Annotated in this window: 9 protein-coding genes and 3 pseudogenes; 7 read left to right on the top strand and 5 right to left on the bottom strand. The window is 66.9% G+C overall.

The features are described 5' to 3' along the window. The first annotated feature begins 47 nt into the window (after positions 1-47). Positions 48-2,729, top strand: coding sequence for a sigma-70 family RNA polymerase sigma factor (locus ACIQOE_RS07980; protein WP_401410411.1), 2,682 nt, complete (start codon positions 48-50; stop codon positions 2,727-2,729). Here ACIQOE_RS07980 and ACIQOE_RS07975 read toward each other — a convergent pair. The 3 genes and pseudogenes from ACIQOE_RS07975 to ACIQOE_RS07965 form a co-directional block, all read right to left on the bottom strand. Next, positions 2,680-2,907, bottom strand: a pseudogene (locus tag ACIQOE_RS07975) (sigma factor-like helix-turn-helix DNA-binding protein); the annotation flags it as partial. The gene ACIQOE_RS07980 and the pseudogene ACIQOE_RS07975 sit on opposite strands and share 50 nt — an antisense overlap. Positions 2,908-3,064: 157 nt before the next feature. Then, the gene (locus tag ACIQOE_RS07970; protein WP_401410409.1) at positions 3,065-4,519 is read right to left on the bottom strand and encodes a glycoside hydrolase family 76 protein; all 1,455 of its coding nucleotides are present in this window, start codon (positions 4,517-4,519) and stop codon (positions 3,065-3,067) included. Positions 4,520-4,644: 125 nt separating this feature from the next. Next, positions 4,645-7,257 carry a lectin gene (locus ACIQOE_RS07965; protein ID WP_401410407.1) on the bottom strand — a complete coding sequence of 871 codons (2,613 nt, stop codon included), beginning with the start codon at positions 7,255-7,257 and terminating at the stop codon, positions 4,645-4,647. Positions 7,258-8,231: 974 nt separating this feature from the next. On the opposite strand from ACIQOE_RS07965, the gene ACIQOE_RS07960 reads away from it, so the two are divergent. From ACIQOE_RS07960 to ACIQOE_RS07950, 3 genes and pseudogenes are all read left to right on the top strand, one after another. Continuing rightward, positions 8,232-10,565 (top strand): ricin-type beta-trefoil lectin domain protein, encoded by a 2,334-nt coding sequence (locus ACIQOE_RS07960; protein WP_401410405.1) that lies wholly within the window; start codon positions 8,232-8,234, stop codon positions 10,563-10,565. A 224-nt stretch (positions 10,566-10,789) separates the two neighbouring features. Then, entirely contained in the window at positions 10,790-11,929 is a 1,140-nt protein-coding gene (locus ACIQOE_RS07955) for a ricin-type beta-trefoil lectin domain protein (protein WP_401410403.1), read from the top strand. Positions 11,930-12,215: 286 nt separating this feature from the next. Next, a pseudogene (locus tag ACIQOE_RS07950) lies at positions 12,216-12,443 on the top strand (winged helix-turn-helix transcriptional regulator); the annotation flags it as partial. A 170-nt stretch (positions 12,444-12,613) separates the two neighbouring features. Here the strand turns inward: ACIQOE_RS07950 and ACIQOE_RS07945 are convergent. After that, entirely contained in the window at positions 12,614-13,003 is a 390-nt protein-coding gene (locus ACIQOE_RS07945) for an ester cyclase (protein WP_401410401.1), read from the bottom strand. Between the two features lie 734 nt (positions 13,004-13,737). Here ACIQOE_RS07945 and ACIQOE_RS07940 point away from each other — a divergent pair. From ACIQOE_RS07940 to ACIQOE_RS07930, 3 genes and pseudogenes are all read left to right on the top strand, one after another. After that, positions 13,738-13,968: pseudogene (locus ACIQOE_RS07940) on the top strand (helix-turn-helix domain-containing protein); the annotation flags it as partial. 78 nt (positions 13,969-14,046) lie between these two features. Beyond that, positions 14,047-14,334 (top strand): winged helix-turn-helix domain-containing protein, encoded by a 288-nt coding sequence (locus tag ACIQOE_RS07935; protein ID WP_401411537.1) that lies wholly within the window; start codon positions 14,047-14,049, stop codon positions 14,332-14,334. Next, entirely contained in the window at positions 14,331-14,861 is a 531-nt protein-coding gene (locus ACIQOE_RS07930; protein ID WP_365556279.1) for a transposase, read from the top strand. The genes ACIQOE_RS07935 and ACIQOE_RS07930 overlap by 4 nt, the downstream gene beginning before the upstream one ends. A 20-nt stretch (positions 14,862-14,881) precedes the next feature. Here ACIQOE_RS07930 and ACIQOE_RS07925 read toward each other — a convergent pair whose 3' ends face one another. Next, positions 14,882-15,427, bottom strand: coding sequence for a hypothetical protein (locus ACIQOE_RS07925; RefSeq protein WP_365555823.1), 546 nt, complete (start codon positions 15,425-15,427; stop codon positions 14,882-14,884). Positions 15,428-15,454: the final 27 nt, after the last annotated feature.

The following is a 15,454-nucleotide window of genomic DNA, read 5'->3' as shown; positions in this document are numbered from 1 at the left end:
ACGCCCACCAGAGCAGCCGTACCTGCTCTTGTCTGAGGATGTATCGCATGCGAGATGACGTGTCCGTCAGGACCGACAAGTTTCCGGACCGCCGCACGGTCGAGGCGGCTCGCGACGGGGACGCCGGGGCCCTCGAACGGCTCACCGCGGGCGCCCTGCCGCTGGTCTACAACGTGATCGGGTGGGCAGCTGAGAGCGACCTCGACGTCGACGACATCGTGCAGGACACGATGGTCGCGGTGATCCGCGCGCTGCCGGACCTGCGAGACACGGCGAAGTTTCGCTCCTGGCTGGTGGCCATCGCGGTCCGCCAGCTCACCGACGCCCGGCGCCGGGCTCGGTCGGGCCGTCTGACGACACTGGAGCACGCCGACGAACGGCACGCGCCGGAACCCGACTTCGCGACACTCTTTCTGCTGCGGCAGTCGCTCTCTGTCGAGCAGAGGCAGGTCGCCGCGGCGACCGCGTGGCTCGACACCTCGTACCGGGACCTGCTGTCGCTCTGGTGGCTTGAGGCGTGCGGACGGTTGTCCCGTAAGGACATTGCGGCGACTATGAGCCTTCCGGTGGCTCATCTGGCGGTCCAGATCAAGCGGATGAAGACTCAGCTGGACGTGGCGCGGACAGTCGTGCGAGCGCTGTCCCGTACTCCGCGGTGCGCGAAGCTGACCGAGCTCGCGGGCCCGGGGGACCCGACTCCCAGCACCCTGCTGCGCAAGCGGATTGCTCGGCACCTGCGCTCCTGCGAGAGATGCGGTCATCCCGTCGGACGACTGGTCTCGCCGGAGCGACTGCTCACCGGTCTGCCCCTGCTCGTACCCGGTCGCGCGGGCGACCCGGCCGAGGCCGGAGCCGTCGGCGCCGGGGGCCACTTCCACCCGGCTGCAGCCGTCCGGCACACCACTCACCGGCCGTCGTCCGGCGAGCACGGCCGTCGCGCGACCAGCCGCCTCCGCGGCGACCACGGTGTCCTCGGGGGGCTCTCCGCCAAGGCGACGGGCGCGACCGTCGCCGCCGGGATGGCCGCGCTCGTGGTGACGGGCCTCGTCATGGTCCCGTCGGGCGCGGGGTACTCCGCAGGCACACGAAGCACGGCCGCCCGGGTGAGTCCGTCGACGGCCAAGAAGACGCCCGCCGCCGTGGAGAGCAGTACTCCCGCCCCTTCCCCTGCCACCGCGAGCTTCCACACGTCCCGGCCCGCGAAGCCCCTCGTCCCCACGTACTTCGTCAGCTCCGGCGGCAGCGACTCCAACCCCGGCACATCGACCGGATCACCGTTCCGCACCCTCCAGAAGGCCGCGGACCTGGCCGGCCCGGGCGACGTCGTCGCCGTCATGAACGGCACGTACACCGAGCCTCGAAAGGGCTCCAACGTGCTGACCGTCAAACGATCGGGGCGTCCGGGAGCGCCCATCACCTTCATGGCCTATCCCGGCCAGCGGCCGGTCCTGAACCCGCGGGCGGCCTGGAACGGCATCAGCGTCTACGGCGCGTCTTACATCGTCATCAAGAACCTGGAGGTCAGGGGCAACAATGCGGCGCTGTCCCTGGCCGACGCCGAACGCTTGTCGAGCAAGACGGACCCCACGTACAACACCAACTGCATATCAGTGGAGAAGAACCGGGAGTCCGGCGCCTTCCCCCACCATGTCGACATCATCGGCAACCTGGTGCACGACTGCGCGGGCGGCGGGATCTCCGCGATCGAGGCCGACCATGTCGACATCATCGGCAACCACGTCCATTCCAACGCCTGGTACACCGTCTACGGCGCCAGCGGCATCTCCGTCCTTACGCCCCACGCCACCGACGGCGGAGACCCCGGAACGTACAAGATCCGTATCACTGGCAACCGTGTCCACGACAACGAGACCAAGGTCAAGTGGGAAGGCTGTCGCTGCTACTCCGACGGCAACGGCATCATCGTCGACACGACGAAGGGTGATCCCGGGCGAGGGAGGCCGGCCTACAACGGACGCGTTCTGGTCGCCGACAACATCAGTTACGACAACGGCGGTTCAGGTATCCACTCCTACAAGAGCCAGCACGTCGATATCGTCCACAACACGGCGTACCTCAACGGCCGCAGCGCCCGCATCACCACGCCCTACGCCAACATCTACGCCGTCGACAGCACCGACGTACGGCTCCTCGACAACATCGCCTACGGCCGGCCGGGCCAGGCCACGAACAGCACGTCCCGGAACGTGGACGTCACCTATGACTACAACGTCTACTTCGGCGGCAAGGCACCGGAAGCCATGGGCCCGCACGACATCATCGCCGACCCGAAGTTCACCGCCCCCGGCACGGGCCCGAACGCGGACTTCCGTCTCATGAAGGGCTCGCCCGCGATCGGCTCCGCCACCCCGTTCCCGGCCGCGACCACCGACTTCACGGGGGCGACCCGTACGGGCGGCGCACCGGACCGGGGCGCGTACAGTTTCGGATCCCCCGCGCGGACCGTCCCGGACGGCGGTGGGGCGTCGGCGCCGGGGCAGGAGAACCCGGACGCGGCCGGGGACCCGGGCGCGCAGACCGGTACGGACACCTCCGGCGGCAAGGGCACGACATCCGGCACCACCGACTCGGGCCTCGCGGCCCAGGGCGGCAGCGAACCGCTGGCGCACACCGGAGGGTCTGACCCAGTCGTACCGCTCAGCATCGCCGCGGGCGTCCTCACCGTGGGGGCCGGCGTGCTCGTGCTCGTGCGGCGCAGGCGTTCCTGATCCGACCGGGCCGTCCCCGGTGACACCCGAGACGGCCCGGTCGCTGGTCGTCACGGAGGAGTCGGGAGACGTGCATCTGGGAGACGTCCGGATGTTCGCCGATCTGGGCCTGGGTGGGTTCGTCGACGAACCGCATGTGGATGATGCGCCGTTCGCGGTCGTCGAGCCCGGCGATCACGATCAGACCGATCATGCCGACCTGGACGATGTCCTCCATCTCGTCTGCGCCGCGGCCGCGGAAGCGGCCGGCCGCGAAGCGCGGGGCGCGAGCTCGTCGAAGAACAACCGGGACAGCTCCGGGGCGTCCTTGGGGGCGCCCCGGGCTCAGTGCTGCCTCACGTCCTGTTCCACTTCTGGTTATTGCCGCCGTTGCACGTCCAGATCTCCAGTAGCGTGCCGTTGGCGGTGCCGTGGCCGGTGGCGTCCAGGCACTTTCCGGACCCGGTGTTCACGACGGTGCCGTCGGAGCGGATGCTCCAGGTCTGGGCCCCGGTGTTGTTGCAGTCCCAGATCTGGACCGCCGTGCCGTCGGCGGTGCCGGCTCCGTTGACGTCCAGGCATTTGCTGCCGTAGACGGTCAGCCGGCCGGAGCTGTCCGTCGTCCAGGTCTGGTTGCCGCCGCCGTTGCAGTCCCACAGGGCGAGCCGCGTGCCGTTGGTCTGGCCGGCGTCGGGCACGTCCGCGCACCGCGAGGACTCCTGCCCGCGCAGTACCCCGCTGGAGTTGGTGGGCGGCGGTGTGGTGGTCAGTCCGAGGGCGGCGACCAGGACCTCGGCCGCGGCGGTCTGGGTGCTGGGGGTCCACAGGGCGAACGGCCCCACGAAGGAGTTGCCCTGCTGGCCGGCGCTGTTGGTGTCGTTGGCGAGGATGGAGTTCGCCGTGGTGGCGAGGAAGGTGTCGTAGGCCGTGCTCTTGGTGGCGGTGGCCAGGGACCGTAGGTAGCGGGCGAAGATGCCCTTGAAGGCCGAACCGTCGCCGGTGCAGTCGGGTTCGCACCCGTCGTAGAGCACGCCGTTGTGGTTGAAGCGGGCGACCGCGGCATTGGCGATCGTCGTGGCCGAGTTCAGGAGCGAGGTGTCGCCGGTGGCGCGGGACTGCTCGATGAGCCCCTGGAGGACGACCCCCTGGTTGTACGAGTAGTTCGCCGTGCTGAATGTGCAGTTGGGGACGTTGAGCCCGTCCTGCACGAGGTCGCCCTTGATCAGGCCGGAGTTCTTGAACCAGTTCCACTCGTCGCTCGCCCAGCCGCCGTAGGTGGTGTCACCCGCGATGCGGTTGTGCAGGCCGGCCGTCGCCGCGAGGAAGAGCTCGTTGGCGATGGCGGCCTTGTACTGCTTGGCGGTGCTCCAGTAGACGCCGCCACCGCACTGGGAGTCCCAGTAGTTGTGCATGTAGTTGGTAGTGGTCCTGGCCATGTTCAGGTAGTTCGTGTTGCCGGTGATGTCGTAGGCCTGGAGCCAGACCAGGGCCCACCAGCCGGTGTCGTCGATGTAGTCGTTGGTGAAATTGCTGTTCTTGGCGAAGGCGCCGGAGATCGCGTAGTCGTACTCCCGGTCGCCACTGCCCTGTTCGTAGGTCATCACGGTGCTCAGGGACACCGCGGCGGTCCACCAGCCGTTGGCGTCGATGCGGCCGCTGTTCGCGTCGTACGACTTCATCAGTACCGCGATGCTGTTTGCCGCGGGGGTCGGCGCGGCCTGTGCGCTGACCGTGCCGGGGATCACCAGCAGCAGTCCGAGCAGGGCGACGATCGCCCGAGCGGCCCATCTTCCGTGCGTGTGTGTGTTCATCGTCGTTGCACTCCTGGTGGGGGTAGCAGGTGTGGTCCCGGCCAAGACGCGGGGGTGCCGGGGCCGTGCAGCGGCCTGTCGTTCCGGAACGGGCAGCTGAACGGTCGGCAGGCATCGCCCGGCGGTCAGGAGGGCAGGTTCCACCTCTGGTTGTTGCCGCCGTTGCAGTCCCAGATCTCCAGTTGGGTGCCGTCGGTGGTGCTGGCGTTGGGGACGTCGAGGCAGCGGCCGGACTGAGGGTTCACCAGCACCTTGCTGCTCGGGTTGTAGGTCCATTTCTGGTTGTTGCCGCCGTTGCAGTCCCACAGCTCGATCAGGGTGCCGTTGGCGGTGCCGCCGTTGCCGGTGACCTCCACGCACTTGCCCAGCATCTGCAGCGTGCCGTCCGCGCCTTTGGTGACCTGCTGGGCGGTGGAGTTGTTGCACGTCCAGATCTGGATCTTGTTGCCGTTGGTGTTCGAACCGGCATTGTCGTCCAGGCACTTGCCACCGTTGTCGGTGGTCACCAGGCCGGTGGAGCCGACCGGCGGGCCGGGAGGCCTGCTGCCGCCGTCGCCGTTATAGGAGGGCGGGGCGGAGGAAGCGCTGGTGGCCCAGGTGGTGTTGGCGGTGGTGCCGAGGGTGAGGTCGAGGGTGCCGCCGCCAGTGGCGAAGGAGCGGGGGAGGTAGGCGTTGTTCCAGAAGGCGCCGTTCAGCGTGGCGGACTGGATGTAAGGGGCGTTGTCGGCTGCGGCAGGGGCGTTGACGACGATGTGGTTGCCGTTGCCGAGGGTGACGTCGACGTTGGTGAACAGGGGGCTGCCGAGGGCGAGGTCGGCGGTGCCGGGGGTTTCGGGGTAGAAGCCGAGGGCGGACCAGACGTACCAGGCGCTCATGGTGCCCAGGTCGTCGTTGCCGACGCCCCAGTTGGCGGGATCGTTCGGCCAGAGCTGGTCCTGGACCTGGCGGACGATCTTCTGGGTCTTCCATGGCCGGCCGACGTAGTCGTACTCCCAGGGCAGTTCAATGGAGGGCTCGTTGCCGAGGTCGGCGTGCGAGCCGCCGGAGCCGTGGAAGTCCGAGAGGACGCTGTCGAGGTAGGCGGCGAACTTGTTGTTGCCTCCCATCGCGTCGGCAAGTCCCCGGATGTTGTGCGGCACGGCGCCGGTGTACTGCCAGGACGTGCCCTCCACGAATTGGTCGCTGCTGGTCGGGTTGAACCCGGACTTCCAGGAGCCGTTCAGCAGCTTGGGCTGCATGAGGCCCGAGCCGGCGTTGAACACGTTGCGCCAGTCCTGAGCGCGGTTGGCGAACTGCGAGGCGGTGGTGGTGTCACCCAGGGCGCCGGCGAACGCGGAGGTCGCCAAGTCCTGCGCGCTGTATTCGAGCAGCGTGGCCACCGAGCCGTAGAAGTCCTTGGGGTAGGACCCGTCCGAGGGTAGGTAGCCGTACTTGGTCTGCAGGTCCAGGCCCATCCGGATCGGATTGGCGGTCGTGCCCTCCTTGACCATGTCGGCCTTGGCGGTAGCGGTGTCGAAGTCCCTCGCGCCGAAGGCGTAGTAGTCCGCGACGATCGCAGGACCCGGGTCGCCGTTCATGACCTGGGTCTCTGCGGAGTTCAGCGACCACTTCGGGAAGAACCCGGCCTGTGCGTAGTCGTTGACCAGCGACTGCGCGCTGTCGGACGCCTGCTGCGGGGCGACCAGCGCCTCCAGCTGCGCCTGGGTGCGGTAGATGTCCCATCCGGAGTAGGTGCCGTACTGCGCCTTCTGCGCTCCTGAGACGGTGTGCACCTGGTGGTCGAAGCCGACGTAGCGGCCGTCGGCGTCGCTGAGCAGGTTCGGGTGCAGCAGCGCGTGGTACAGCGAGGTGTAGAACACCTTCTGCTGGTCGGAGGTGCCGCCGCTGATCGCGATTCTGCCCAGCACACTGTTCCATGCGTTGTGCGCGGCCGTGCGGGTGCCGGTGAAGTCCCAGTTCGGGTTCTCCGACTGCCGGTTGGCCGTCGCCCCGGCGATCGAGACGTAGGACAGTCCGACCTTGGCCTGGACGATCCGGTTGCCGGTCGTGTTGAAGGTGACGGAGTCACCGCCGTTGAAGCTGCCCGTGGCGGTCATCGGCTGGTCGAAGACCATGTCGAAGTACGCCGTGTACGAAGGCGCCGAGGCGCAGAAGAGGCCGGCGTCCACCGACCCGCTGACCTCGGTGCTGCTGACCTTGGTGAAGTGCAGGTTGGTGGCCTTGTCCGCGTTCAGCTTGAACAGCAGGTTCGCCTGGGTGCTCGCCGGAAAGGTGAACCGGGCCATGCCGGAGCGGGCCGTAGTGGTCAGCTCGGTCTTCACGCCGTTGCCAAGGGTCACCGCGTAAGAACCCGCGCTCGCCGATTCATTGGCGTGGCTGAACGTCTGGGTCGCCCCGCCGTCGACGTTTCCGACCGTCGGCAGGACGGGGATGTCGCCCATCGCGCCGCAACCGGGACCGGAGATGTGGTTCAGACTGAAGCCGGTGACAACGTTGTCAGAATACGTGTAGTCACCGCCGGGCGGCCTGGAAGTCGTGTCGGGGCTCCACGACACCATCCCGAACGGGGTATCGGCGCCGGGGAAGGTGTTGCCACCGTTGGACGTCCCCAGCAGGGGGTTGGCCAGGGAGGCGGGATCGGCCACCGCCGTCGGCGCGGCGGCGTGCGCGGCAATGGTGGGGGCGGAGAGACCCAAGAGAAGAAGGCAACTCGCCAGTGGGATACGCCATCGGTTCATGAGCGGCTCCAGGTGCGGAACGGCACGGCTCTTGCTGCACCGGTGGGGGTGAGACCCGCACAGCAAAGGGCAGTTCCTCAACGGCTGTCAACGCAATCGACCGAAAGAGCGCACACGACTCAACAGACATCGGATGAAAGTCGTTGGAAATTGAGCGTATGAACCCGGGGCGCCGAGCGCCCCGTTCGCGCAGCCCTCGCGGTGTGTGCCGCGCTGATCGCGAGGGTCTAGGGCGTGTTGCGAAAGTCCCGTCTGCCGCGCGACGCCATGCACGCACTCTCGCCGCACCGGGCGAAAGCCCAAGTACATCCAGTACGAGGACTTCCGCCCGGCACTCCCCCAGCCTCCGGCCGGGGGGACCCCCAGAGCACGCACCTGACGCCGCGCGGCCCGCCCTCCGGGCGAACGACGGGACTTTCGCAACACGCCCTAGTTCGCAGCCAGGGCGCGTGCGAACCGGTTTCCTTCGATGGTCGGAGGGAGGATGCTGCGCCGCGATGCGTGTCGGCGCTTCCGGGATGGCGGGAGTGCGAGGACGGGGGGGGGGGGGGGGGGGGGGCTCGCGGCCGGCGGGCGCGGAGGAGGCATCCGACCATAAGTCCAGACCATTGACGCGGACATGATCTCTGATTAGCTTCGAGAGCGCTCTCTCCCCGGTGTCGGCGTGCGCTGGCAGGTCGGAGTCGGCAGCGATGGGGTTCGACCGATTGACGCACGCGCTCTCGGATTTCGGCGACAACGTTGTCAGTTCACACCGGTACGCCGCATTCCGTTGGTGGTTCGGAAGCCGCCCTACTGTCCCTGTGGGCAGTCGAGTCGCGAGCCGACTGTTTATTTTTGTTCTCTTGTTAGGAGTCTTGACCGTCAAATGAGCACGACAGTACGCCGTGTGGCATTCCCTCCGATAAAGGATGTCTCTCATGTCTCGACTGTGGAGATTAGCCCCCTTGTGGGTGTTGGCGTTACTCGCGGCTGTGCTCGCGGTCAGCAGCGTTCCCGCGCAGGCCGCGACCACGTCCATCACCGTGGACGGCTCTCAGGGGGGCCGGCAGTTCGACGGGATCGGCGCGATCAGCGGCGGTGGAGGTAACTCTCGTCTGCTGACGGACTATCCGGCCGCGCAGCAGTCGCAGATCCTGGACTACATGTTCAGGCCGGGATACGGCGCGAACCTGCAACTGCTGAAGCTGGAGATCGGCGGCGACGCCAACTCCACGGATGGCTCCGAGCCGTCGATCGAGCATTCTCGGGGCACCGTCAACTGCAACGCGGGCTACGAGTTCTGGCTCGGTGAGCAGGCCGTGGCCCGAAACCCCAACATCGGGCTGTACGGGTTGGCGTGGGCCGCACCGGGGTGGATCAACGGCGGATTCTGGTCGACCGACACCATCAACTACCTGATCTCGTGGCTCGACTGCGCCAAGCAGCACAACCTCAAGATCAAGTACCTCGGCGGCTGGAACGAGCGTGGCCACGACGCGAACTGGTTCGTCCAGCTGCGCTCCGCGCTCGACTCGCACGGCTACAACAGCGTGCAGCTGGTCGCCGACGACTCCGGGTGGGGAGTGGCCGACGACATGGCCGGCAACTCCGCCTTCAACAACGCCGTATCGATCATTGGTACGCACTATTCCTGCAACGGCGGTGACGGCGGCGACGCCAAGAGCTGCTCCAGCACCACGGCGGCGAAGAACAACGGCAAGCCGCTGTGGGACAGCGAGAACGGCTCGCAGGACATGAACACCGGTGCGCCGGCGCTGATCAGGTCCATCACCCGCGGCTATATCGACGCGAAGATGGTGAGCTACTTCAACTGGCCCCTGATTGCGGCAATCTACCCGAACCTTCCGTATAACACCGTCGGTCTGGCCACTGCCGGATCGCCGTGGTCGGGCAACTACCAGATCGGCGCGAGCACCTGGGCGACCGCGCAGGTCACCCAGTTCACCCAGCCGGGCTGGAAGTTCATCGACTCCGCCTCGGGCTATCTCGGCGGCAGCGAGAACAACGGCACCTACGTCACCGTCAGGTCGAACACCGGCTCCGACTACTCCACGATCCTGGAGACCACGACCTCCACCTCGTCACAGACGGCCAACTTCCGCGTCCAGGGTGGGCTGGCCACCGGAACCGTCCACGTGTGGGCGACCAACGTCAACAGCCCGAGCAACGCGACGTCGTTCATCCACACCCAGGACATCACGCCGACCAACGGCTCGTTCTCGCTGACCATGCAGCCCGGCTACGTTTACACCGTCACCACGGTGGCCGGCGGCGGCAAGGGCACCGCGGCCGCGCCGGCCGCGCACGCGCTGGCACTGCCGTACTCCGACAACTTCGACGGCTACGGCAACGGCACCGAGGCGAAGTACCTGTCCGACATGCAGGGCTCCTTCGAAGCCCAGCCCTGCACCGGACGGACTGGGCAGTGCGTGCAGCAGATGGCGCCGGTCAAACCCATCGAGTGGCAGGACGACTCCGACTCCTACGCGCTGATCGGCGATTCCACCTGGGCCAACTACACCGTCAGCTCCGACGTCTACCTGCGTGGTGCCGGCACCACGGAGCTGCTCGGCCGGGCCAACACCCAGCAACGCCCGCAGTCGCACATGAACGCCTACTACCTGCGGATCCGTGACACCGGGCAGTGGTGGATCGAGAAGATGTACACCGACGGCTCGAACCACACCCTGGCCACCGGCACCACCACCGCGCTGGGCACCGGCAAGTGGCACAACCTGTCCTTGACCTTCCAGGGCTCGATGATCAGCGCCAAGCTCGACGGCGGCCAGCTCGGGTCGGTGAGCGACACCTCCTTCCAGACCGGACAGGCCGGCCTGGGTATCCAGGGATATCGCACCGACCAGTTCGACAATCTGTCCATCACCCCGGGCACGGGGGGTGGAGGCGGCGGCAGCGTCACCGGTCCTGTCACCTCCGGGCTGAACACCGCCAAGTGCCTCGACGACTATCAGGCATCCACCAACGCCGGGGCGATCGCTGATCTGTGGGACTGCAACGGCAGCTCGGCGCAGAAGTGGACGCTGAACAACGGCACGCTCCAGACCGGTGGTCTGTGCCTGGACGTCGTCGGTGCGGGCACCGTCAACGGGTCGCTGGTGGACCTGTGGACCTGCAACGGCCAAGGGAACCAGCAGTGGACCCTGGACAACGGCACGCTGGTCAACCCCGCGTCGGGGCGGTGCCTGGACATCCCCGGTTTCAACACCGCGAACGGCACCCAGCTAGACATCTGGGACTGCAACGGCGGAAGCAACCAGCGATGGAACTTGCCCGCGAGTTCCTGACCGCCGCCGTCTCCCAGACCCAGCCCTGAACGAGCCCGGGCGGACGCCCCTCGTCGCTCCTGCCCGGGCTCTCGGGCATCCGCCGGAACATCGGTTCCGGGCCGGCCGGCATCCGCCGACCTTCGTGGCGCCGTACCGGATCGCGCGCTGACAGAGTTCCCGATCCGGCTGGCCCGTCGCGCACCCCCACAGCCAACCTCGTCCCCCACCTGTGAGGTCCGATCATGAAGACGTACACGACAGGACTCGCCACCGCGGTCGCCGTTCTGTCCGCGACGTTGAGCCTGGGCGGTGCCCTGCCGGCCACGGCGAGTACCGCGCCCTCGGCCACGGGCACTTCCTCCGCGAAGACTGCCGCCGCACCGTCCACCCTGCGGGTGCTCCCGCTGGGCGACTCGATCACCTGGGGCATAGGCAGCAGCACGGGTGACAGCTACCGTTCGGCGCTGTGGAACCAACTGGCCGCCGAAGGCCACCCGGAGGACTTCGTCGGGTCGGGCCGCAACGGCACGATGTCCGATCCGGACAATGAGGGCCACTCCGGCTGGCGCATCGACCAGGTCGCCAGCATCACCGACTCTGTGCTGGCCCGCTATCGGCCCAACGTGATTACGCTGGAGATCGGCACCAACGACCTCAACCAGAACTACCAGGTCGCCACGGCCACCGAGCGTCTCGCGGCGCTCATCGATCAGATCAACCGGGACGCCCCCGACGCGACGGTGCTGGTCGGTACGCTCATCATCTCGACGAACGCGGCCGAAGAGCCCAACCGGCCGGCGTTCAACGCCAAACTCCCGGGCATCGTGCAGGCCAGACAGGCGGCGGGCAAACATGTGCGCCTGGTCGACATGAGCGCGCTGACCAGCTCCGATCTCGCGGATGCCCTGCATCCCAATGACAGCGGCTACAGCAAGATGGCAGCTGCCTTCAATGGCGGTGTCCAGGCCGCCGACGCCGCCGGCTGGATCGGCAGTCCGGTGACGGTGGGTGCCCCCGTGCGGTCCGGCGTTCCCGGCAAGTGCCTGGACGTCAACGCCGGCTCCAGCGTTGACGGTACCGCTGTGCAGCTCTGGTCCTGCAACAACACCGTCGCCCAGAACTGGACGGCTGTTCCGGATGGCACCCTGGCCGCCCTCGGTAAATGCCTAGACGCCACCGGCGGGGGCACCGCCAACGGCACCCGCATCGAGCTGTGGGGCTGCAATGGCGGCGCCAATCAACAATGGCAGCCCTACAACGGGGGATACCGCAATCCGGTCTCCGGCCGCTGCCTCGACGACCCGGCTGGCTCCACCACCGACGGCACCCAACTCGTTTTGTGGGACTGCAACGGCGGCGCCAACCAAAAATGGAGGCAGTAAGCCCGTCCGGACCGGCCCCACACATCGAAGCCCGACTCACGAAGGCAATCGACGTTGTTCGGACGAACGCGTCCATCGCGGTGCCGGAGTGGTGTTCTCATGGCCATCGTGGCAGTGGACGGCATTGTCGGCCGTGTCGTAGTCACCGGCGTCGTGGGGCCGCCCGGCCCCACGACGGACCACCGCACACCGGCAGATGCTCAGGCTGCCGGGTACGAAGCCGTCCTCAATGCCACTGTCGTCCTCAACGCGCTGAGAGGACCTCGACCATGCCACCAGCCGCTGGGGGGTCTTGGTCCTCCTCGCCCTTTCCAGTGACACGATGCGATCGGGTGAGGTACGTCAGCTGTTGACAGGCGTCTCCGAGAAAATGCTGGCCAGCACTCTGCGCACGCTGGAGGCCGATGGCCTGGTCGAGCGGCAGGCCTACGCGGTGGTTCCCCCGCGCGTGGACTGGGTCACCTCCACCGCCCTGACCCTCACTGAGGGGGAGACAGCGGAGGCGGTCAGCTGACCCGAGCTCGCAGTGCAGCCCTCGTTCGGCACTGCGAGCTGCCAGATCGGAACCGATCCTGCTTGGCAGGTCACATCAGGTCGTTCCATGCTCGCGTCACAGGAGTGAAGACGCCTTCGATCATTCCGCCGGGGCTCGTGTAGGTACCTGCGAACAATCTGCGGGATGCATCAGAACATGCCGTTGTTGTTCGCGGACTGCTGGCGGACTTCCTGGATGACGTCCCAGTGTTCCACCACCTTGCCGTTCTCCAAGCGAAAGAAGTCCGCCAAGGCGCGACCGGGGTTGTCAGGGTTGCCGGGCTCCAGATCCAGATGGGCGTGAGTGACCACCTGGTCCCCTTCGGCGATGACCCGCTTGATGTTGAGCCGCAGGTTCGGGTACTCGCCGCGCAGCCAGCGCACAAAGCCGATAAAGGCCTCGGAGCCGTCTTGGGCGTCGGGATTGTGCTGGATGTAGACAGGGCCGAAATGGTCGGCGACCGCCTTTTCAGGGTCCCCTTGGAATGCCGTCTGATAGTAGTCGACGACGACCTGCTTGTTTCGCTCAAGATCGTACATGAATTCGCCCCTCCGGGAGATGAGTCCCGGATGATCCTTGCGTGAAGAAAGCAGCCGGGAACCCTGGAATTTGTGGGTGCCCTCGCGTCACGGTGGCCGCCTGGACAGGAGACCGACGCTATTACTACTTTCCCTTGACCCCTGTGAAGGGGTACTCCAGGATCCGCCGCCAACGAGGTGGTGATTTCCTGAGGCGCGATCATCCTACGACGCGACCGCCTAGCTTTCAAGCGAATCATTGGCCTCGCTAGGGCATCAGGCAGACTTACGTCAACGAAAGTAATCACTTGGCTGCCGTCCGGTGGCTGACCGCCAGCTGTGGCCCGCGGGTGCGTCGTTTACTCCCTCCACTGGCGTCCTCGGCTCGGCCCCCGAGGCGCCGTTCCCGGCTCGATACTTTCCTCGGCGTAAGTTGCTTACCGCAAGGTGCGCGTTCATCGCCGAGAACGGGGGGAGCGGTGTTCGGGTCTACTGTCATGAATCACCCCGACCGGGAGGGGGCGTGTGACCGGGGAGTGGGACACCTGACCCGGAAAACCGGGAGTCCCAAGCGCAGGGTTGCTGTAGGGGACGTTTGACGGACTCGCCGTCACCCGTGGAGGGCAGAGGACGGCCTTGGCGCGCTGCTTTCCCTAGCGGATCCTTTCCTTTGGAAATAGGTGCGAGTGGCCGGGTCGGCCAGTGCGGCGAACGCCTAGAGGAAAAGGGTTCGAGCACGCTAGAGATCTTTAACGGTGCGGGTTACGTCGGGTCGTGACGGCGGTTGTGGTCTGCGCTATGCCGGGAGGGTGAGGTATCCCGATGGCGGTGGACTGACGGCCGAGGAACGGTCTCGGCGTGAGCAGGTCCGGTTCGCAGCCGCCGATCTGATCGAGGCCGGGGCCAGTGACCGGGAGGTGGCCCGGCGGTTCAGGGTGACGCGGATGTCGGCGAACCGGTGGCGGCGGGCGCTTGCTTCGGGTGGTCGGCAGGCTCTGGCCTCCAAGGGCCCCAGTGGCGCCCGTTGCAAGCTCGATGCGAAACAACTCCGACTCCTCGAAGCCGTGTTGGATGCTGGCCCGGCCGCTTCGGGCTGGAGCGACCAGTGCTGGACATTGTCGAGGATCGTCGAGATCGTGCGCCGCCGGTTCGGTGTCGAGTACACCCTGGCCGGGCTGGACCTGCTGCTGCACCGCATCGGCTGGAGCGTGCAGGTGCCCTCCCGCAGAGCCACCGAGCGGGACGAGGCGAAGATCGCCGCTTGGAAGGACGAGCAGTGGCCCGTCGTAAAAAGAGGGCGGCGGACTTGGGCGCCTGGGTCTGCTTCGAGGACGAGGCCGGCCAGGGCCTGAGGCCGCCCAAGGGCCGCACCTGGGGCCGCCGGGGCCACACACCGGTCGTGCGGGTCACCACCCAGGGCACCAAGCGCGTCTCCATGGCGGCGCTGATCTGCATCAGGGCCGGCCACCGGCCGCGGCTGATTTACCGCATCCACCTCGACCGGGGTCCCGCCAAGGGCCGTCGCAAGGGCTTCACCGAAACCGACTACGCCCGCCTGCTGGATGCCGCGCACCAGCAGCTCGGCGGTCCCATCGTTTTGGTATGGGACAACTTGAACACGCACGTCAGCCGCACCATGCGCGAGCTGATCGCCGCCCGATTATGGCTGACCGTCTACCAGCTGCCGCCGTACGCTCCCGAGCTCAACCCCGTCGAGGGCGTGTGGTCGCACCTGAAGAGGTCGCTGGCCAACCTCACCAAGCACAGCCTCGACCAGCTCACCGCGTTGGTGAGGACGCGGCTGAAACGGATGCAGTACCGCCCTCGCCTCATCGAGGGCCTCATCGCTAAGACCGGGCTCGACCTCCAACTGCCGTAACTTCGGCCGTCACAGATCTCCTAGAAGTAGGAGGCCACCAGGTTGCGGTCCACCGTGATGGTGTCGCGATCCAGTGCGGGCAGCCCAAGGTGGTCACAGATCAGCTGGGTCAGCTGCTCTTCGTAGGTCTCGTTCTGGTGGTCCAGTCCGGCCGCCGTGATGAGGGGGGCCATCTTGTTGGGCCAGAATTCTCCGACGTACTCGGGATCCTCGTAGTCGATGCAGGACGATATCTGGCCGTCCTCGTAGTGGTACGCCTTGGGCCCGTGGGCCTTGGCAACGCACGGGTTGGGAACAAACACCATCAGCTCAGCGCCCTGGGGGCACACCTCGCGGTAGTCGATCTCGTCGTAGTCGTCGCGGTTGAACATGTGGTGCACGATCACGCCCCAGTCGCCGGGTACCGTGTCGTTGCCGTAGGCGAACGGCGGCCGCTGCTGCGCGGACAGGCCCTCAGCCATGGCGGCCAGGCTGGTCCCCTTGAAGTAGACCAGGACGGTTTCGTCTTCCCGGTACCGTTCTTCTTCCACCCACGCTATGACGCCGCAGTCAATCCAACTTGTCATGCGCAGCAACATAACCGGCCCCACTGA

It is taken from the genome of Streptomyces sp. NPDC091282, from assembly GCF_044757385.1.
GTDB lineage: Bacteria > Actinomycetota > Actinomycetes > Streptomycetales > Streptomycetaceae > Streptomyces > Streptomyces gramineus.
This window is presented reverse-complemented; position numbering and strand designations above follow the sequence as displayed.